Below are 21861 nucleotides of genomic sequence, written 5' to 3'. Positions count from 1 at the left end.
AATTTTCTAAAGAAGCCTACCTTTGTTATTCATAATCTTAAGAACTAAAACAAGAACTAAGCAAAATATATTATCTTTGCTCCTATGAATAATGACAAATTAAAAGAACGTTGCGGGGATCTATGTGAATTGTGCAGTCTGACAGCACCGAATCATGAATATATAGTTAATGCAGAGAAAGGATATGATATGAACAATATCGTTGCCCTTTGTGATTATTGTTATAATAGCATTGAAAATAATGATAAAAATGATACATCCCATTGGCAATGTCTGGCAGCAAGTATTTGGAGCGAGCAAACACCTGTACAAGTACTTACTTATAGATTGTTACATCTTTATAAGGACCAGGAATGGGCTAATGATATTATTAATTCTGTCGAATTAAGTGATTCTGTGATTGATGACGCGATACGCATGTATGAAATCAAAGAAGTGCATAAGGATTGTAATGGCATAGTTTTGGAAAATGGAGATAATGTCGTACTAACTCAGGTACTCAATGTAAAAGGGGCTAACTTCATGGCACCTAAAGGAACCATAGTCAAGAAAATTAAACTGGTTCCAGATAATACAAACCAAATAGAAGGAAAGGTTAATGACCAGACTATTATTATACTTACTCAGTTCGTGAAGAAAGGGTAAACTTTGTATTTATTCTAAATTAATATTTCAAACTAATAAAAAAAAGCGCAGTCCTACAAATTGCAAAACTGCGCCTTTAATACAAGACAAGTTATCCGTTAAACTTGTTGATTAAACGGATAAAATGCCTAATACTATTTCCTCATATTGGCTTTTGCATAATCATACATTCCATGAAAATCAATAACCACAACAGGTTCCTTTCCTACAACCCATGCATCATGACCCATCGGTAAATAGGATACGTCACCAGGCTTACAGTCTAAAACAGTTCCGTCATCCATCTTTATTCTGAGAATTCCGGAAACATGGTATTGAAAATGGGGCGCCTCGCAACTTTCTGTCTTTGCAATAGGTTTCACAGATTCAGACCATTTCCAACCCGGTTGAAACACGGCACGCCCTATCATGGCACCGCCAATTTTTGCTAGATCCACTTTTCCAAGTGGAAAGGTTCGCACGTCATCCGGTTTAGAAAAATCAACCTTTGCTGCTTTTTCATCGTGCATATGATTTTGAGCTTGAGCAAACTCAAATGAAAGTAAACTTCCAATATAAAACAAAGAAATAAATAATAACTTGACTTGCATAACATTAAAATAAATTGGTGATAAAATAAATAACGATGCAAATCTATTGGCGAATTAAGGTACAGGCTATGTACTTATTACGTTAAGATATGTATAAATCAGAGTACTTGCCTTAAGGCAACAGGGCTCATCCCCGATTTTTGCTTAATGAAGTGACTAAAGTGTGCTTGATCATCAAATTGCAGATCAAAAGCAATTTCTGAAATGGTTTTATCAGTGGAACCCAACTGCACCTTGGCTTCTAATAATAACATATCGTTAATGAAATCGCGAGGTGTTTTTCCGAATGTTGCCTTAACCACATCATATAAGTATTTTGAGCTTATATTTAATTCACTGGCATATTTTTGAACGGATCTGTTTTTAATAAAATCTCGCTCCAACATGTGCTTGAATGTATTTGCCAAACGTGTGGCTCTGCTACTGCTCATCATGAATTGCTTTACATAGGGTCTGTAAATTTCTCTGATTCTCAATAATAATATATGTATTAGATTGCGAAGTATGGAATCCTTTTCATTTGATGTGGACTGGTACTCAGATATGATATTCTTAAATGCTTGTTGAATCAGTAGACTGTCCTTATCATTGAGATTTATGATATGCTCGGCTTCAAAATGAAAAAATGGAAAATCTTCAGTTAAAGGTCCGTTGATTAAATTTTGAACAAATTCTGTCTTAAAGTGAATACAAAATCCCTTGCAATTTCTAATGTGCTGAGATGCATATACCATGTTCTCAGGCACGATGACTAAATCATTGGGTTTTAACCATCTATAGTCAGCTCCCAACATGACATCATGCTCCCCTTCAGTCAATAAGTAAATCAAATTAAACTGCCGTCGCAGTGCCCTTATACCTTTCACAGGATCGATGTCTTTATGCTTATCCTCCAAAGTGCCAGGCATGACCATCAAATTCAAATCAAAAAACTGTTTGTTTTGATTGACCAGATTCTCAAAGGAAGCAAGATCTTTGATCAGTAAAACATCTTCTTTATTCATAGTTTAGAGTATGAATTTTTTATGAATGAGTATTCAAATATACAAAAAAATAATTACTTTATTAAATTAGACTTAATCAAATACTCTTGAATTGGGATAATTAGTAAGACGAAATGCCTATATGTATTTAAACCTCGACTAAGGAATTCAAAAATCAATTACGTACTTTTTTCAGAATAACATTTAATAATTTACTCTTAATAACACTCATTGAAATTATTGCGGATTTTGTTATCACATAACATAAATATTCGGATTGTAAATTCATTCATGGTTTGGCAGGAATGCTTTAGAAACAAAAAGATAAAAATTGTTATTTGTAATGACCAAATGGATACCCATGCCTTGGATCAAACAAAAACGTCTTATCTGTCAAGGTCAGTAAAAAAGCCATCAAGTCCACTTTATCATTAGAACTTAAAAGCATGAGTTTTTGAAGTTGCATTGCAAGCGTTGGTTGTCGTTGGATCTCTGAAGCATAATGTTGGATCACTTCACCAAGTCGCTTGAATCGTCCATCGTGCATATAAGGATAGGTAAACTCAATATTGCGCAGTGTAGGTACTTTGAATTTCAAAGAATCAGTTGATTGATGTGTAATACTTATTCTACCAAAATCATTTAATGAAGTATCAACTGGTAATCCATTATTTTCAAACTTTAAATTTGTAAACAAAGGTTCCGTGTGACAACTGTTGCAATGCTTTTTAAATAATTTATATCCTTTAGTTTCTTGTTTAGTAAATAAGGCTTGTTTGAGAATCATGCTATCATATTTAGAATGTGAACTGACCAGTGAAACCATGAATGCAGAAATGGCTTTTAAAGTGTGCTCACCTGTAATTAAGGAATCACTGTAGACTTTAAAAAATAATTTAGGATAAATGTTCGTTTGCTGTAATTTAGACATTACATGTTCCAGGTTCTCATCCATCTCTTTAGGATGTGTGATTGGAAATAATGATTGCATGTCCAAATGATTGATAGCCCCGTCCCACATAAATGATTTTTGCCAAGCAAGATTCAACAAGGCAGGAGCATTACGCGTTCCAATCTGATCTTTAATCCCATGACTTAAGGCATGATCCACATGCGCAAAAGCATTATACTGTGAATGACAACTTGCACATGATATCGTAGAATCCCTTGAAAGAATGGGATCATAAAACAATGCTCTCCCTAATTCTATTTTTTCAACAGTTATCGGATTAGTTGAAAATGAATAAATTGGTTTTGGAAAATGTTTCGGAATTTCAATTGGATCATTGAAAGGAATACCTGAAAATGCTATACAAGCAAAAAACAACATCCATAAAATTAATCCTTGTTTCATACCTACTCAATACTAAAAGCAGTCACTATTTTTTTTGAAATTTCTACCGCATCCAATTGTGGTGACATCACATGATTGAGAATAGATAAGTCAATCTTATCCATCAATTGCTCCAAATCAAATACAATGGTACATGAACCGACTTTATTAATAGGTAATTCAATTTTTTGAAGAGTAGTAAATGGATTCATATATCCACCTATGTGAAATTGAAATTCATTGTTTCTGGTTTTGCATAATGTGCTTTTTCCTTCTAACTTAAAATTGATATAGCCGTTTTGCCAAGTCCAATACATACCTTTTGTAGGATCTAAATCTCCACCCATCGCTCCTGAAACATTCGTTGTGCTATCTATACCTAAATTAAAACTTAAATTACGGATATCACCATTTAAACTATCAGAAACAGAAACATGTAAGGAATTCCGATCTTCCATATCTATTAAATGAAAGCTGTTTTTTTCGATGAATGTATTCTCATTATTAAGATTAAATCTCAAGTTCGAAATATAGAATTTAAGAGTCTCGAATTGTATGGATTCTTGATTATTCCTAACGTACAAACTGTCCATTATCAAGTCCCGTTGATGATAAATAAATTTAAAATCTACGTTTATCGTTCTTTGAGCTGTAATTACAACTTGATTCTGAATGAATAAAAACAAAATGAATAAAAATTTAGTATAAGGCATCATGCAAATTGTAAGATATTTTCCATTCATCTAGGTTAAAACCAATATGAAATTCTATATTTTATTCAACTTAAATATATGATGAATTGATCCATTTATGTTAAGATAATAGATCCCTGAAGGAAGAGTTGATAAATTCTTTTCTTCAATACTTTGTCCAGAAAAATGAATCCTACCATAGACATCATACAATCGAAAATAATGATTTTCATTTTGTGGGTAAACAAAAATATGGTCTGTAATAGGATTTGGATAGACCTTAAAATCAATATCATCACTTAAGTCATTTACTTGTGTTGTATTCTTTATGAATCTAAAAACATCCGAAATTTCAGATTCGCAACCACCAGTATTGGTAATGATGACTTGAAATTTTCCACTTTGTGTTGGTGTATATTCCCGCTCAGTCGCTCCATTTATTTTTAAACCATTGAGATACCATTGATAAGTTGAAGCATCAGAGGACATTAACAAATCTCCAACTTTAGAAATAACAGGTTTATCGGCTAAGGTCCCTTCAATATAACATTTACTATACCGAAACGCCTGAGAAAGACCACCGTTTACATTAGTAGACCATAATACTTTTTCATTGGCATCCACTTCATAAACATATCCTGCCTTTGCCACACAAACAATCATATTCCCATTAGGTAATTGTTGAGATCCGCCCTCATTACTTGTAAAACCATTTGCAGCATGGCGATAAGTATAAGTAGTTGGTTCGAATGCTGCACCAGGAGTTTTACTGTAATTGCTATCCTCTGTGTAAGGTGGTGCAATGATATCTACTGATGATTTAGTATTTGAAACCCCTTGATTATTAAATCCAACCAATGAACCGGCACGAGGACAACCTGCAGGAACCCAATGCGCATCATGAACTACTTTAAAATTAGCGGCTCCGGATGCACCATAAGCTTGTGGATTTCCCCAACGATATAGTATGTCACCTCCTTTACCATATTTTCCACCACTATGAGATGAAGCCTCTGCCATAGTTGTGCTGTGATCTATAATATAAATTTCATTTAAATTATGCGAACTAAAGGCGATCTGATCTAACTCCGCATTATAATCCACACCATTCATGTGCAACCAATCTTTAGTAGTTTTATAATTGATATCCAAGAGTTCGGGATGATCGGAAATGGAAGGATAATAATTTTTTTTACTTGGGTCGACATTTTGAACTAAGTGATCAAAAGATTTCCATTCCCACACTACTTCCCCCGTAGTGGCTCCTGTTGGTTTGACTTCCACAATTTTGTCAGGCCACATGATAAGATTTGATTTACTACCTGCAGCTACAACCTCCGCAGCTGTTCTTAATTCATATGCAATCAATAGAACATTTCCATTAGGCATTGGGCAAATATCATGGTGCGAACAATAATTTACAGTGGAGTAAACATAATCCCAGATGACCTTTCCATTATAATCTGTTTTCTGAACCTGGCCACATTGAGGTCCTGCATTAAAATAATTACCGGCATGTTGTACCGCTCTGACAATCGTTCCACCTGGTATCAAATGAGCAGAATATCCAGTGTTACCATTCAGTTTCCAAGTATGGTAGGTATTCCCCAAGGTGTCTAATAAATAAGCATTAGTGGAATTGGTAGCCGCAATAAGCGTATATCCAGGCCACTTTTGAGCGTTTGAGGTTTGAATATAGGAAAATAAATAAAATACCAATAATAGGTCATTCCTAAAAATTGAAAATCGTTTCATATCATTTATAAATTTAATAATCTTTCCGTTAAAGCGTCAAATATAAGCCAAAGTTAAACATTACTCATTTTACATTTGATCCAATTAAATTGATCTATATCGAGATTTTATAAAGCATTTAAAGGGACATTTAAATACATACATATTTATTTAAACATGATTTTTTTACTTTAAAATCTCAATTTTCAAATCATTATTAACAACTGGTTCATGACTCCTTCCAGAGCGATACTAATTGTAAAAGCACAAAAGTTTTCAATTGTACTCATTTTATCACCAGAAATATTCTAAAAAGCAAGAATAAATTAACCAATGAAAAAAAATTACAAAAGTAATGCAACGCCATGCCATCAAAATGTATATACTTAACATACATCAATACTTAATTAAAATAATTTATTCATGAGATCTAAAAAAATAAACTTAATAAATATTTAAAAACTTACTTTAATTAATATGATCCATAAAAATGAGCATACGTAAATCTTCACTTTAAGATTAAAATATCTACACTTTAAATTTCTAGACGTTACTATAAAAGAAGAAATCAAATACAAAATTTTATTCAATATAATAAATTCAATATCATGAAAAAAATAGTACTCATCCTAATCACCAAAATCCTTTGCTGTATTGATCTCACAGGTCAATGCACACCACCCGCTGCTGATAATTGTCAAGACGCAAATGTGATTTGTAATCTTTTTGATCTAGATGGATATACATGTTCCAATGCAAATTATTCCAACCCAACAGGATGTACCCCGCTATGTCCCTCCGGAGGTGAATCACATAATACTTCATGGTGGGCATTTAATGCAGCAGCTGGACCGTTAAGTATTACTGTGACCTATAGTAATTGTACTGTAAATGGGACGGGCGTTCAGATGGGTATTTGGGGAGATTGCAGTTGTGTTGAATCATTAGCCTGCAATCCAAATTGTATTGGTCCCGGATCTTATACAATTGACATGATGTTACCCGAATCGAAAACCTATTATTTGTTTGTTGATGGGTGTTCTGGTGATGTATGCGATTTTACCATAAATATCAATGGCAATAATAATCTGCCACCGCTTGAAGATGTATCATTAATCAACAATGATCCTGATTCAACTATTTATATCTGTCAAGGTGAATACAATTATTCTTTTTTTGTAGACACTGTTGAAACGGCAAATTATATTTGGACCCTTGATCAAATAAAATTAAATAAATATCGCTCTTCAATTAAATTAGACTTCCCCAATTTAGGTGAATTTGAACTCTGTGTGAAAGCCATACGTGGCAATCCAGTTAATAATCAAATTTGTCAACAAACGGCATACCGTTGTGCAAAAATTATAGTCAATCAAGATGCTAATCAATGCCTATTGAGTTCTACTGCTTCAGGCAAAGTTTACATTGATGAAAATAATAATGGAATATACGATGCATTGGATACACCTATACTTAATAGAACTATTCATTCATTACCTAGAGACGTGTATATTTCTTCAAAATCATTTGGGTACTTTATTAAATTAGATACTCAAACAACAAATACCTTATCCATAGATGCTTTCGATCAAAATTTATGGAATATTGATCCAATCATTCATACGATTGCAACAACATCACCATCCTATTTATCCAATAGTTATGATTTTAGATTTAGCAGTAAGAACATTACAGATTTGGAATTGGCAGGAACAATAAAAGGACGACTTAGACCAGGAAATATTTTAAAAATTAAAATGCAAATCAATAATTTAGGTTCTACTAAGCCTTCCCCTTATACGGTCAAATTAGTTGCACCACAGAACTGGACCTATGAATCAGGCACACCTGTTAAGGATACTATTATTCAGGATACCATAATTTGGTTTTTCAATCAAGAAATTCCTTATTTTGGAATAAGGTCCATTGAAGCTGAATTCAAAATACCACAAAATACGCCCTTAGGTGATTCATTCAATATTTTTGGAATTGTAGAAACTTTAAATGATATCAATACCATAAACAATTCCATAAACCTTCAAGGAGTTATTGTAAACTCCCATGATCCAAATTACAAAACAGTGAATGCAAATACCCTCCCGCTTAATTATCCAAACAATCAAGAATTAATCTATACCATACATTTTCAAAACACAGGAAATGACAGTGCGTATCATGTAATGTTAGTGGATACTTTATCTCCGTTTTTAAATCCAGGCACCATTAGAATAATTAATTCAAGCCATACTAATGAATTCACCTTGTTGGGCAATAACATATTATCTATTTCATTTCCTGATATTGCCCTGGTGGATAGCTTACACAATTTTGATGCATCTTCCGGATTTATACAATTCGCTATAAAGCCACTTCCAGGTTTACCGGTTGGAACCTTTATCCAAAATACTGCATCTATTTATTTTGATCAAAATAGTCCTATTTTAACCAATTTAGTTCAGACTGAGATCTTAGGGCCTTCTGGCACTTCAATCCTTAATTCATCAACAGATATTGTTTTATTTCCAAATCCAACACAACAATATTGTACCGTTATTTCGAAGAAACTTTCAGAACAAAGTCATCTCGAATTATTTGATATCTATGGTAAAAAAATAAGTCGGATTGACATACATGAATCAGGATATACAACTATAGATCTAACGAGCTATATTCCTGGAACCTATTTAGTTTGTCTGGTATCCCTAAATAAGACTATAACCCGAAAAAAATTAATTCGATATTAGGAATATATATTTATTGCATTTTAGAGTGAGCATTTCAATAATTTATTGAAATGCTCTTTTTTATTTAATTGTCGCAAGAAATATTACTTTTGTTCCATCAAAAATACTTCTACACTGAATCCGTACACAAGAATTACCTTAGACAATGGACTTACTGTGTTGTTATTACCTGATAACAGCACCAAAATGGCATGCGTCAGTATTTTATATAAAGTGGGCTCCAGAGATGAGCAATCCCACAAAACAGGAATAGCACATTTGTTTGAACATTTGATGTTTTCCAATTGTGGCATTGATGTCAATTTTGACGAAATTATGCAAAATGCCGGCGGTGAAAGTAATGCCTTTACAACACCTGACACGACTCAATATTATAATATAGCACCTGTCCAACAATTGGAACTTATGCTTCAACTTGAAGCTTTACGTATGCAAGGTTTCAATATTGGTAAAAAGGAATTTAAAATCCAGCAAAAAGTTGTTATCGAAGAATTTAGTGAACACTATTTAAATAATCCTTATGGCATGTTTTCACATTGGATCTTTGATTTGTCTTACCAAAAACACCCCTACAAATGGCCGGTTATAGGACAAAACCAAGAAGATATTGCCAACTTAGTATATGATGATGCAGTAGCCTTTTATGATCATTATTATCATCCATCAAATGCTATCCTGGTTATAAGTGGAAATATTAATGTCGACCAAACCATTAAGTTGGTGAACTTGCATTTTGGAACAATTGGATCCAAATCCGTTATTCAAAAAAAATATCCTTCAGAAGATCTTCAAACAGAAAAACGTGAACGTACTATATTGGGAACTTATCCTGAAGAAGCACTCTACATTTCATTTCATTGTAGTAATAGAAAAAATCCAGACTTTTATGCATTAGACTTTTTAACGGATATACTTTCAGAAGGCAAATCTTCTATATTATATAGTTCTTTGAAAAAAGAAAAAATGCTATTCTCATCTATTGATTGCTATCTAACGGCAACTACAGATCCCGGACTCATTATCATGGAAGGTAAATTGAATACCGGAATCAATATTCAACAAGGCCAAGATGCTTTTTGGGAAGTGATTAATAAGCTAAAAAATCAAGAAATTTCGGATCATGATTGGCAAAAATATATGAACAAAAATGAATCCGCATATTTGTTTTCTCAGCTAGGAACCGTCAATCAAGCTTTAAATCTGTCTTATGCAGAATGGCTTGAAGATCCTGATCTCATTTATACTGAACTCGATCACTATACTCAACTCACACGTGAAGACATCCACCGGGTTCTAAATCAATACATAAATCCTCAACAAGGTAATTATTTGTATTTAAGCAATCATTGATTACTTACGGAGGTATAAATAAATGAGATTATTCTACGATCAATTTTCCGGTTGAAATCGTTTGGTTTTTTGGCCCTACTAATATATAAACATACATACCCTTTGAAACATGGGACATATTGACTTGGATCACATTCGAAAATTCAAAGATTCGTTGTTTGTAAACCTCTATTCCTGATTCGTTAATCATTTTTAATAACACAGGTTTAGTTGTTAATGATTCCATCTTAAGTATGAATTTTCCGGAATTAGGATTTGGAATAATTTGAACTGTTTCATTCAACACATCGACAGTTGACAAAGGTATTAAATAAATGGAATCCGATTTCTCACTTTCACATAGATTGGAATCTATTACACTGACCTGATACCATCCTTTTTCCTGAATAACATATTGTGGTATTAATGTTCCAGCCTTTAGTGTTCCATTCAAAAACCAACGGTAAGAAGAATATCCGGGAGATGCATTTAATGTATCTCTTTGACCGCTAATTGTTGGTTTTGGAGGTAATGGAAAAACAGTAATCTGTATTCCTAAGGATAAAGAAGATTTACATCCTGATGAATTAATGGTTTGAGTTTGATAATATCCTGATTGATTGACAAAGACTCTTTTATTTGTGAGGGACGGCACGACAACAGAGTCCTTATACCATTGATAATTAGCACCTGGAGCAGCATCACATGCTATTAAAATAGCAGAATCCGATGCACAAATTTCAGCTCTAAAAATAGGTGTAATACAAATGGAATCTTGTTTTGGTGCCTGAATAATAAATTCTTTCTGTGTCGTACAGGCTCCTACAGTAAGGGTAACTTTGTAATTTCCAGCGCCCAGATTTAATAAATTAGAAGTTGTGTCTCCGGTACTCCATAAATACCTGATATTAGGTTGACCAGAAACAATGGAGATCATTCCATCTTGTGAATTAGAACAAGTAGGCTGAACAAGAGTATCTTTATATACTATATTGCATGCTTCACAAATTTGGTATAAACTACCCTCTGCAATAGCTATCATATACAATTCTCCATTAACATCTTCACCAAATGAAGAAATCTCACTGCGTTTAAAAAAATAAGCTTGTTTATTAGAAAACATCGTATCGCCTTTGTTTTCAATTTCCCAAATTAAACCACTGCAATAATCGCCAAAAAAATATTTACCAAACAATGATGGACAATTCTTCCCTCGATAGACGTACCCACCTGTTATTGAGCAACCTTGATTGTTTTCATCCGACAAATAAACATGTGCCGGAAAAGTAAATGTACTTTTTGGTTTACAACCTGTAGTATTAAAGTTTGCATTTCCTTCATAACACCTCCAACCATAATTTTCACCACCTTTACTCGTTGCACTTTGGAAGTCAACTTCTTCCCATGTGCCCTGTCCAACATCTCCAATCCACATATCACCAGTTAAACGATCGAAACTAAATCTCCATGGATTGCGCAATCCAATGGCCCATACTTCATCTTTAACCGTGCTATCTTTTACAAATGGATTATTGGCAGGCACACTATAGTTAGCTGCAGTATCTATATCTATACGCAACATTTTCCCTAAAAGGGAATTCCCGTTCTGTGCATTATTATTTGGGTCATTAGCACTTCCACCATCTCCCATTCCAATATATAAGTATCCATCTTTACCAAACTGCAAACATCCACCATTGTGATTATTAAAGGGTTGATCAATAGTTAGAATTACTTTTTCAGATGTACTGTCTGCTTTATTCGGACTAAATGAACTTAATTTGTATCGTGCAATAACCGTTTGATTTGGTGAATTGTTATTAATATAATTTACAAAAAAATATCCATTATTTTTAAAATCTGGATGAAATGCCAATCCTAATAATCCTTGTTCATTTCCCCTGGAATTAACTTTCGAAGCAATATTCAAAAACACAGTATCTTGAATTTTTCCATTATTGAAAATTTTTATTCGGCCTGCTTTTTCAACAATAAAAATGCGTTCATCTCCAGCATGAGTCATATAAATTGGAATAGAAAGTCCTCCAACTATTTTCTTTAATGCAATGGTATTTTGAGATAACAATATCCCTTGTGTTATCAAACACATGGTAACAAATAGTATAAATTTCTTTTGTCGCATTACGGTTTTTTAGGATTTAATACAAATTAATTTTTTAACATAACGTCTACCAGAAGAATGGATTGCATTTAAAAGCAAAACACCTTCAAAGTCTGGCAGGGTAATATTGACTTCATCATATAATTTTATATCATTCAAATGAAGGGATTGCAAAGATCTTCCATCTGATGCATACAGTGTAATGGCCCAATCTCCAGTTCCATTTCGAAATCTTATGGTAATATCTCGTTGAGCCGATACTGGATTAGGAAAGACATCAAACCCTACATCTTGATCAACATCTTTTGTCAGTGTATTTAGCTTAACGAAAAATGTAAATATTTGAACACAATTATTGGCATCTGTAACCGTGACTGAATAATTTCCAGATTTCAAATTCAATATGATAGGGTCCTTTGAATTATTATTCCACAAATATTTGTAGGGTAATTTTCCACCCTTAATAAAAATACTAATAGAACCTGACCCAGATCCCTTATCGGCGACAATAATAGAATCAGAAACGAACATTCTACTATAGGACAATAGGTTTAAATTAATAATGCTATCGCATTTATTTGCACTACCATCTTCAATAGTAATTTGATAGGTACCCGGAACTGCATAATTTTTTCCAAGAAATAAATAATTAGTACCAAAACATGCTGAATCAATTTTACTCTGGTATGATCTCGGCTTAGCTTCAACTGCGATACAATCTCTTGCAGTACACCCATTAGATCCTGTTACAGTAACACAATATATTCCTCCGGTATCTATACTTAGTGTTGAATCAGCAGAACCATTGCTCCATAAATAGTGTAAAAAAGATTGATTTAAAGTAATCAGGTTATTTTCTCCGGTACAAATATTATCTGGGCCTTTTGTTACTACTAAAGGGGCTTCAGAACTATCTATATGAACACAATTTGTTCCAACACAATTGGCATCATTAGTCACAGTAACACAGACATCGCCAGTTTGCTTAATCTGTGCAATTCTTGTAGTATCTCCATTTGACCATTTATATTGTAAATGGTTCTCACCCGCGTCAAGTAAGGTATTTTGACCTGCGCAGTGATAATAATATCCTGTAATTTGAGGAACAAATTTATTGGTAAACGTCATTTTTACCTGATCCGTACCTGTACAATATTTATTGGATCCTTCAAATGCAAATACAAAAATGCCTAGAGAATCTACATTTACAGTAGTTTTAAAACTATCGATATTAATAATATTCACTTTTGAGGGTCCGGATATTAATTTCCATTTTCCGGATATAAAACTTCCACTACTCATTAATTCACCATTTAATTCACAAAATGATCTGTCAGTACCTGCAAACACAATGGGCTTCGCCCTAAAATAGACAACTTGTGGAGATGAAATGCTTAAACATGGGTGACCCAAATTAATTTTCCCTGAATTATTAGGCCGACTGATCGCGTATGAAATGTAAAACGGTATATTAAATTTAAAATTACTTGGATCATAAGGGAATAAACCTGAAGTACTGGTTTTTACAATACTGCCTATTGGATTATTGATATTTGAATAAATAATAAATACAGAAACATCTCCTGAATCCTTTATTTCATTTCCAGAATTCTTTACTGTAAAATTTTGACCTTCACATACCATCAAAGTATCATTAGGCATTGTGCCGGCACTGGAATGACAATTACAATTCTCGAACCCAGACACTTTTATAACACATTCACGTTTATCCCTAATTTCAAAATTATATGCCGTATTACATAATTGGTACTCTGATACAAATACATCATTTAATGAATCCAGAATTCCAAATCCTTTATCAATTGTATATGGTTTTGTTCCACCTGTAACATTAAATTTTACTTGATATATAGAATCTCTGCCAGATTTTTGGATATCAAAATTTGTAGTATTTAATGTTGGAAAAACTTGAAACGTTGTAAAAGATTCTGTGGTCGTATCACAATAATTAAATCCTCGAACTGAAATTTTGTAAATGCCTGATTTAATATTTTTAAGTACAATAAATGTATCTGCACTTATTTTATTCAAAGTATCATTAATACTCCACAAGTACTGTTCTGCACCTATGACTTTTGAAACACTAAATGTGTGTTCCAAAGTATCTGGACAAAAAGCACGATCACCATTTATAGTCCCTGGGGTTTTAAAATTAAACGTAGACTTTCCTGCTATAACTTTAATTTGATATTCGCAAAAGCTACCTTCACATCCATCTATAACTAATAAATATCTTTCACCCTCCTTAAATCCCTTACCACCTATAAAAAAAGGTTGATCCTGACAAATGGATTGGCAATACAACTTCTCATTTTGAGATTCCTTGCAAGTACTCCAAATACCAGCTTGCAGTCCTGAATAACTTTTGCCATCTATTATACTTTCCTGACAATTAATGGGAAATATTTCAAATATAATACTATCAACCGAGGCAACAAATGCAATCCAATTTGGATTTTCCAATCTTCCCGTTGTATCACAAATAAAATCTTTATTGTTGATGGTATCATTTTGACCAAGACTACCACAATAGTTATGCAAATCTTCAGTATTACAAAACGCAGCAGGTTCGTCACAATATTTTCCTGCAGCCGGCTTATTACATTTTTCTAATTGATTTACTACGACTCGTGTTCTTGCAATTTGCAATTCAAATCCGGGTATCAAAGGATTACCGACATTACCAGAATAATATCCTTCATCACTTTCCGAAACCTGAACCAATTGGTATGAATTCTCATTGGTAATATAAATTACTGCAGAATCTTTAAACCACTTATAATTACTATCAGTAATGGATGGATCTACATAAAGTCTAATTAAATAATTCGAACCTTTTTGAATATAAAGTATAGGGTCTATATAAATGGGTTTCTGTGGAGTAAAATCAAAATAATAATTAGGGGGTAATTTTTGCAAAGGAATTAAATCTTCGAAAGTAAATAAATTATTTTCAATCACTAAACCAAATGGAGCACTATTACCCCAAGTTCTCAAAACACTATAATCAGGAATATCTGTAAATAAATTATTTTCAATTCTTAAACTACTCAATTGAGCAGAAGTCATATCAGGTACTAATCCTGTAAACTGATTATTAAACAGCCAAACATGTTTTAATTGAATTAAATTTGACATGTTTTGAGGTAAGCCGCCACTAAAATAATTATTTTGTAAGTAAATTTCACGCAAATTAGTCATCGTTCCAATAGAACTCGGAATACTTCCTTCAAAAAAATTATTACTCAAATTCAAATATCTTAATGAAGACATTCGTGACAATTCTACCGGTATTGTACCTTTTAGATTATTATTACTGAGATTGATTTCAAATAAATTGGTATTATTGGTAAGTGACAATGGAAAGTTGCCATTCAGTAAATTATTGGTGATAGAAATTAATTTGATTGAGCTTGAATTTCCAAAACTAGCTGAAAGATTTCCAGTCAATAGGTTTTCATCCAAGTTTATTTCTTCAAGGGCTGGAATATTTCCAATGGAACTCGGAATTACACCATGCAACTTATTTTGATACAAACTTAAATATCTTAAATTCATGAGTTGGCCTAATTCCACCGGTATTTCACCATCAAGGTTATTATCACCCAATAATAAAGAACGCACACACCCAGAGGCAGGATCAAGGCTGACACCAAACCAAGTGGTCATGGGTTGATTTAGCTTCCATGTTATCGACCAAGAAGCACCGTTAGTAGCATTGTATAGTTTGACCAGGGTCAAGGAATCAGCTGATCTTGAACACATACATAAAGGGGCATTGACCTTAGCCTCTACCGGATATGAATAAACTAAAAATAAAAAAATAGCAATGACAAACTGCATTTTTATGATTTATGTTATACAATGGAATTCCTATTCGAATTGAATTCGAAATAAACATGGGATTACACTCAATATTGAAATTAAGTTTGAGTTTGCGTTTAAAGTTATGAATTTTTAAAATAAAAGAAAAAAAAATTTAAAATTAAATAATAAAATAATATATAAATTACTCTATTTTAATATTATATAAATATTTTATTGAAAAAATGAAATCTTAAAAATCCTCGAAATTCACACCATTAAGCCATTTAAGAAAGTTGGTGAATGAATTAATACCCTCAAAAAGTCTTGAAGATTTCAAAAAGAATGATCCTAAGAAATATCCTTAAAAATTAAAAAAAATTCAATTCCACAAATTCACTTCCATAGTCAAGCGAACACCAAATTTCTGTTCTACACTTGCTATAATTTGCAAGGCAAGGTCGTAAATGTTCTTTCCTGAAGCATTCCCATAATTTACTAAAACCAATGCCTGTTTTTCATGACATCCGGCATCTCCATACCTATAACCCTTCCATCCCGCTTGTTCAATGAGCCATGCGGAAGGTATTTTGACCGTATCATCATCTACCGGATACATAGGGATAGTTGGGTAATTCTTTAAAAGCAAATCGTACTTATTTTTGCTGATGGTCGTGTTTTTAAAAAAACTTCCTGCATTACCTATTATAGCAGGATCGGGTAATTTTTGTTTGCGAATTTTTGTTACAACTTCACTGATATCCTTTGCAGTCGGAGTAAATATATTTAATTGATCAAGTTCTTGCTTTAGTGCAGCATAATCAATATTTAATTTAGGAATCTTAGATAACTTTAAATGTATATGGGTAATAAAAAAAACATCTTTCAATTCATGTTTAAAAATACTATCCCTGTAACCAAATTGACATCCGACATTATTAATGGTCATTATTTTGCCTTCCGTAATGTTTACACCTTCAACACGGACCAAAACATCTTTTAATTCTACTCCATAAGCCCCTATGTTTTGTACCGGTGCAGCTCCCACTGTCCCGGGAATCAAACTTAGATTTTCAATTCCAGAATAATGATGTTCTACACTCCATTGAACCATATCATTCCAGATTTCTCCTCCACCAACTCGCAGTACAACTTCGTGATCGAGATCATGAATAAGCTCAATCCCTTTAATCTCATTTTTCAAAATGATTTTATGAATGTTATCAAGTAACAATACATTACTTCCACCTCCAAGTATGTAATATTGATCGGGCGACATTCCAAAAAACAATTCCAAATCATTCACTTGTTTAATAAAGTGAATTTCTTGACACGTAGCGTCTATATTGAAGGTGTTATATTTTTTTAATGAAATCTCTGACATGTATAATGATTTAACATTAAGTCATACTACTTAATTTTGGTTTCTTCGGCACTTTTGTTTTGGTTTTATAAAGATCAACATTAAAAATCAATCCACTATTAAATGAAAATGCATCTTGGGCAGCAGCACCGACTCTAAAATAAAGTATTACATTCAATCCACTAACACCTCCACCGACCCCTAATTCACCAACATATGTTGGAAAAAAATTTCGTTCTAAAACGTTATATTTTTTTGTCAATCCGAATAATTCAGTTCTATTGAATTGAATTCCACCACCAATAGAATATCCTAACAATTTGTTTTTGCTAAATCCACTTAATGCACCGAAATTTAATTTGGCTAACAATGGAAATGATAAAGCACCCAGCCCTTTGTATTGACCAGCATCAAATGCCAAGGGCGCTATATTGGCACTGGCTTCAGCAGAAAATGAAACATTATTCTTTCCAATGGCTAAACTATAACCAATAGGTATTGCTAAAATGACATTGCCTGAAGATCTTGAATCATCATTAATCTTAGATTCCTGAGGGTTTCTATATTTTTGATAAAAATCAAATCCAATAATCATTTTATGGCTGAATTGACCATACGTAGACACGCAGCATAAAAAAGAAATCATGATAAACAATTGCTTTCGCATAATCGTCATTTTTTTTGGAAAGATAATTGGATTCTCTATATTAAACAAAAAAAACTAAGACTCAGATTGACTTAATTGTAAGTTAACCAAATTCTTGTATATTCCATTAGGCTTATCTAATAAGAGTTCGTGAGTTCCGGATTCTGCGATGGTTCCATCTCTAAGAACATAAATGCAATCAGCTTCTCTAATGGTGGACAATCGATGTGCAATAATAATTGATGTTCTGTTTTTCATTAATTTATCCAAAGCATCCTGGACTAACTTTTCAGATTCTGCATCCAATGAGGAAGTAGCTTCATCCAAAATAAGAATAGCGGGATTACGCAAAATAGCTCGTGCTATCGCAATTCGTTGCTTTTGTCCACCACTTAATTTTATGCCTCGTTCACCAACTATCGTTTGAAAGCCATCAGGAAATGATTCAATAAAATCTAATGAATTAGATTGGTCCGCTGCTTGGAGGATTTCCGCTTCGCTTGCATCAGGCTTACCGTATAAAATATTTTCACGTATGGTCCCACCAAATAAAAGTATTTCTTGAGGAACTATAGCAATGTTTTTTCGGTAAGCAGTAATATTATAATCATTGCAGTTTTTTCCATCAATATATATAGCTCCGCCGTTACAATCATAGAACCTCATGAGCAATTGTATAATGGTTGATTTTCCAGCTCCACTGGATCCGACCAAGGCAATTCGTTGACCCTTGGTAACCGTAAAACTTATGTTATGCAATACTTCAACATCCATTCGTGAAGGATAAGAAAAACGAACTTCCCTATATTCAATACTACCTTCAATATCTATTCTAGGAATCTCAGCTATTTGTTGATCCGAATAAGGATCCATATCAATCTCCTGGCCTCTATCCAAAATATCCTGAATACGCTCCGTCGCACCTATTGATCCTGCTAAAGTCGAATATAAATTACCAATTCCTGCTATTGCGCCACCAATAATTCCGGTATAAATAATGAACGAAAATAAATCTCCGGCTTGCATTTCTCCGGCTTGAACTAAAAGGGCACCACGCCAAAGAATAAAAAACAGTCCACCGAATAATACTGTAATTATGAAAATAAAAAACAGACCACGCATCTTTGCATAATTCATGGAAATAACAACCATTTCATCAATCGCTTTAGAAAATCGATGGAGTTCAAATCGCTCATTAGTAAAGGCTTTCACGGTATGAAAAGATTGAAAACTTTCCTCCACAATGATATTGGTTTCTGCCAATCGATCCTGACGAGCTTTTGATAAAGTTCGAATATACCTTCCGAAATACATGGAACAAATAACGATCACCGGAAATGTAAGCACCATAATCAGTGATAATTTAGGAGCCATCCATGCAATAATAATAATGCCTATGACTAGCACAACAATTTGCCTGATAAACTCTGCCAGAGTTATCGAAAATGCGGATTGCAATTGTTCTACATCCGCTGTCAATCGACTGGTCAATTCCCCTACCCTGTGTTGTTCAAAATAACTTATATCCTGTGTTATTAATTTCTGGTATAAAGCTGTTCTGACATCCGCAACGCCTTTTTCACTTACTCTTGCAAAAAATATGGTTCTAAAAAAAGATAGAACTCCTTGAATAATAAGAATCACTAAAAAAATCAGACCAAATTTTTCAACTGAAATATTCCAGGTACCCTTACCAATAGCTGCATTAGCCATTTCTCCAGCTGCTCCGGGAAAAATCATAAACATAGAACTGGAAACAACCAAACACAACATCCCCAACAAAAAAGACCATTTATAGGGTTTTATAAATCTAAGTATACGGTATGCCTTTAATAAGCCCTCTTTACTGATTTTCGGTTTTTCTGCCATAAGTTAAGAGAACAGCGAATTTTGAAAAGAGTTGAAAATCTTATACAATTACGCATGATCCATTTCGATTTACAGAATTAATTACGAATTACGAAATCAATTACCAAATACGAGAATAAATTCATCAAATCACAGATCACAATTTTTAATTCATAATCGTAATTGACTTTTTTTCAAAAAAAAAAGAGCCGCTTGATGTCTCAAACAGCTCTTATATATTAAAGTAGTAGATAGTTTATAATCGTTGAAACTTTTCTTTGGCTATAATTGCACCATTATAATATAGATAAACTAAATAAGTACCTGGTCTGAGGTCTTTAGTTATTACCTGTACTTTATTTAATCCGGCTTCTAAGTCAACGAGTTGTTTTTTCATACTCACTCCATTGACATCAGCTACTACAAGTGTTACTTGAACTTTTTGATCACTTTTAATAACTACTATGGCATCATCTATTACTGGATTTGGCTCTACTTCTACTATTTCGATACTTACGGGATTAGGATTGATGCCATTGGAGATTTTAATGATTTTCTCAATTCTACATTCTTTTCCATTAAATACAGCAACTAAAACGACACGGTATTCTCCTGCTTTAGGATATTGATGTCCCGGATTTGCGTCTGATGATGAACCCCCATCTCCAAAATACCAAATAAATTTTTCAGGTTTCTCTTTAAACGTAGATTGGAACTGTGCTTCTAAACCAGAGGATTTAAATTGAAAATCAAAAGGACAAACTGAAGGATTCACACCTGTGGTAACCTTAATAATTTTTTCAATACTACATTCCACACCATTAAATACTGCCCTTAAGATAACTTTATACTCACCTTCTTTGGCATATTTGTGACTAGGATTTAAATCTGATGATGTCGTTCCATCTCCAAATGACCATTCAAATTTGTCTGGTTTGGCTGTAAAGTTGGAAGCAAAAAAGGCTTCTAATCCAGAAAATTTAAAATTAAAATCTATAGGACATGGGTTCGGTGTTACGACATCAGACACATGCAACCAATTTTTAATTTCCACTTTACAGAATTCACCTGCTATTGTTGCAGTCACTAAATATTTTCCTGGTTTAGCATAGGTGTGAACCACCTCTATTCCGCTGCCTTTTTCTCCATCGCCAAAATCCCAAGTTACTTCACCTATTTTGTAGTCACCACGAGCTGTAAACTTGAATGTATTGGATGATGTATTTGTAGTACTAGGTGCAGATTGAATCTGTATTGTTCCACAACAGTGAGCTTCTACATTTACTTTAGGTGGTTTAGGTGGATTGGTCACTACAGTCTCTACTTTAACTTCTGCTTTATAATCACCAACGCATGTTGGAGATTCTACATGAAGCACAACAACATAATTTCCTTCTTTTGCATATTTATGAGTTGTTTGAAAACCTTCCCCTACTTCGCCATCACCGAAATCCCATTTGTAGGTCGCGCCTTTAATTTCCGGTTGTGCGAAAAATTCTACAGCTTGGGATCCTTTTATTTGACTAAATTTAAAATAAACTCGACAAGGATTTCCGGAGTTAATTGCACAGATAATAAAATCCCTAAAGTCTGAACCAGCTTTAGATTCCATTTTTTGAACGATAGGTGCTCTTGAACAAGGATCAATCACAGTTATTTCAAATACAGTAGATGGTTTTTCAGGTACAGACACTAATTGTTTGTAGAATCCGTTTTTATCTGTTTTTAAAGTCCAAATTGCTTTATTATCGCCTTGGATTGTTACTGGCCATTCAGCAACAGGTTCTTTATTGGTATTGTATACCGTACCATACATTTTAAAGTCAACCAAATTGGGTTGGCTAAAAGCCATTAAAGGCAGAAGTGCAGTAAGGATAAAATGAATAAACTTTTGTTTCATAATTAACTTTTTAAAATTTAGATGAAGGTTATTATACATACATAATCCAAGATACTGGTCTTTTGTTGCTTCGCAATGTCAAAAAATCCTAGTTTTTCCAAATGTTT

General features: G+C 33.2%; 14 protein-coding genes. 3 read left to right on the top strand and 11 right to left on the bottom strand.

Annotation, left to right across the window (positions count from 1 at the left end; translation table 11 throughout):
- Positions 1–189 precede the first annotated feature (189 nt).
- Positions 190–645: an alkylphosphonate utilization protein gene (locus IPK88_11410; GenBank protein MBK8244023.1), complete on the top strand. Its 456-nt coding sequence runs from the start codon at positions 190–192 to the stop codon at positions 643–645.
- 134 nt (positions 646–779) lie between these two features.
- Here IPK88_11410 and IPK88_11405 read toward each other — a convergent pair whose 3' ends face one another.
- The 5 genes from IPK88_11405 to IPK88_11385 form a co-directional block, all read right to left on the bottom strand.
- A complete protein-coding gene (locus tag IPK88_11405) occupies positions 780–1154 on the bottom strand; it encodes a cupin domain-containing protein (protein MBK8244022.1) in 375 nt (124 codons plus the stop codon).
- Positions 1155–1333: 179 nt separating this feature from the next.
- The gene (locus IPK88_11400) at positions 1334–2239 is read right to left on the bottom strand and encodes an AraC family transcriptional regulator (GenBank protein MBK8244021.1); all 906 of its coding nucleotides are present in this window, start codon (positions 2237–2239) and stop codon (positions 1334–1336) included.
- A gap of 313 nt (positions 2240–2552) precedes the next feature.
- Complete coding sequence (locus IPK88_11395; GenBank protein ID MBK8244020.1) at positions 2553–3572, bottom strand: c-type cytochrome; 1020 nt, start codon at positions 3570–3572, stop codon at positions 2553–2555.
- A 2-nt stretch (positions 3573–3574) separates the two neighbouring features.
- Positions 3575–4237 (bottom strand): hypothetical protein, encoded by a 663-nt coding sequence (locus tag IPK88_11390; protein ID MBK8244019.1) that lies wholly within the window; start codon positions 4235–4237, stop codon positions 3575–3577.
- An 81-nt stretch (positions 4238–4318) separates the two neighbouring features.
- Complete coding sequence (locus tag IPK88_11385; GenBank protein ID MBK8244018.1) at positions 4319–5998, bottom strand: aryl-sulfate sulfotransferase; 1680 nt, start codon at positions 5996–5998, stop codon at positions 4319–4321.
- Between the two features lie 587 nt (positions 5999–6585).
- Here IPK88_11385 and IPK88_11380 point away from each other — a divergent pair.
- Complete coding sequence (locus IPK88_11380) at positions 6586–8721, top strand: T9SS type A sorting domain-containing protein (GenBank protein MBK8244017.1); 2136 nt, start codon at positions 6586–6588, stop codon at positions 8719–8721.
- 45 nt (positions 8722–8766) lie between these two features.
- A complete protein-coding gene (locus IPK88_11375; protein ID MBK8244016.1) occupies positions 8767–10071 on the top strand; it encodes an insulinase family protein in 1305 nt (434 codons plus the stop codon).
- 28 nt (positions 10072–10099) lie between these two features.
- On the opposite strand, the gene IPK88_11370 is transcribed toward IPK88_11375, so the two are convergent.
- The 6 genes from IPK88_11370 to IPK88_11345 all read right to left on the bottom strand — a co-directional run bounded on the left by IPK88_11370 (position 10100) and on the right by IPK88_11345 (position 21754).
- Entirely contained in the window at positions 10100–12193 is a 2094-nt protein-coding gene (locus tag IPK88_11370) for a PQQ-dependent sugar dehydrogenase (GenBank protein ID MBK8244015.1), read from the bottom strand.
- 9 nt (positions 12194–12202) lie between these two features.
- Complete coding sequence (locus tag IPK88_11365; GenBank protein MBK8244014.1) at positions 12203–16036, bottom strand: hypothetical protein; 3834 nt, start codon at positions 16034–16036, stop codon at positions 12203–12205.
- 343 nt (positions 16037–16379) lie between these two features.
- On the bottom strand, positions 16380–17381 hold the full coding sequence (gene murB / locus IPK88_11360; protein ID MBK8244013.1) for a UDP-N-acetylmuramate dehydrogenase: 1002 nt from the start codon (positions 17379–17381) through the stop codon (positions 16380–16382).
- A gap of 16 nt (positions 17382–17397) precedes the next feature.
- A complete protein-coding gene (locus IPK88_11355; protein MBK8244012.1) occupies positions 17398–18027 on the bottom strand; it encodes a hypothetical protein in 630 nt (209 codons plus the stop codon).
- A gap of 54 nt (positions 18028–18081) precedes the next feature.
- Positions 18082–19875, bottom strand: a complete 1794-nt coding sequence (locus IPK88_11350) for an ABC transporter ATP-binding protein (protein MBK8244011.1) — start codon at positions 19873–19875, stop codon at positions 18082–18084.
- 235 nt (positions 19876–20110) lie between these two features.
- Positions 20111–21754 carry a PKD domain-containing protein gene (locus IPK88_11345; GenBank protein ID MBK8244010.1) on the bottom strand — a complete coding sequence of 548 codons (1644 nt, stop codon included), beginning with the start codon at positions 21752–21754 and terminating at the stop codon, positions 20111–20113.
- Positions 21755–21861: the final 107 nt, after the last annotated feature.

This window comes from Candidatus Defluviibacterium haderslevense (genome assembly GCA_016712225.1).
Taxonomy (GTDB): Bacteria; Bacteroidota; Bacteroidia; order Chitinophagales; family Saprospiraceae; genus Vicinibacter; species Vicinibacter haderslevensis.
This window is presented reverse-complemented; position numbering and strand designations above follow the sequence as displayed.

What these genes read in the sequence shown, in the direction of transcription:
- IPK88_11380 (MBK8244017.1), top strand. Translation starts at nt 6,586, where the DNA reads ATGAAAAAAATAGTACTCATCCTAATCACCAAAATCCTTTGCTGTATT.
- IPK88_11400 (MBK8244021.1), bottom strand. Translation starts at nt 2,239, where the DNA reads ATGAATAAAGAAGATGTTTTACTGATCAAAGATCTTGCTTCCTTTGAG.
- IPK88_11395 (MBK8244020.1), bottom strand. Translation starts at nt 3,572, where the DNA reads ATGAAACAAGGATTAATTTTATGGATGTTGTTTTTTGCTTGTATAGCA.
- IPK88_11350 (MBK8244011.1), bottom strand. Translation starts at nt 19,875, where the DNA reads ATGGCAGAAAAACCGAAAATCAGTAAAGAGGGCTTATTAAAGGCATAC.
- IPK88_11355 (MBK8244012.1), bottom strand. Translation starts at nt 18,027, where the DNA reads ATGCGAAAGCAATTGTTTATCATGATTTCTTTTTTATGCTGCGTGTCT.
- IPK88_11365 (MBK8244014.1), bottom strand. Translation starts at nt 16,036, where the DNA reads ATGCAGTTTGTCATTGCTATTTTTTTATTTTTAGTTTATTCATATCCG.
- IPK88_11345 (MBK8244010.1), bottom strand. Translation starts at nt 21,754, where the DNA reads ATGAAACAAAAGTTTATTCATTTTATCCTTACTGCACTTCTGCCTTTA.
- IPK88_11370 (MBK8244015.1), bottom strand. Translation starts at nt 12,193, where the DNA reads ATGCGACAAAAGAAATTTATACTATTTGTTACCATGTGTTTGATAACA.
- murB (MBK8244013.1), bottom strand. Translation starts at nt 17,381, where the DNA reads ATGTCAGAGATTTCATTAAAAAAATATAACACCTTCAATATAGACGCT.
- IPK88_11410 (MBK8244023.1), top strand. Translation starts at nt 190, where the DNA reads ATGAACAATATCGTTGCCCTTTGTGATTATTGTTATAATAGCATTGAA.
- IPK88_11405 (MBK8244022.1), bottom strand. Translation starts at nt 1,154, where the DNA reads ATGCACGATGAAAAAGCAGCAAAGGTTGATTTTTCTAAACCGGATGAC.
- IPK88_11385 (MBK8244018.1), bottom strand. Translation starts at nt 5,998, where the DNA reads ATGAAACGATTTTCAATTTTTAGGAATGACCTATTATTGGTATTTTAT.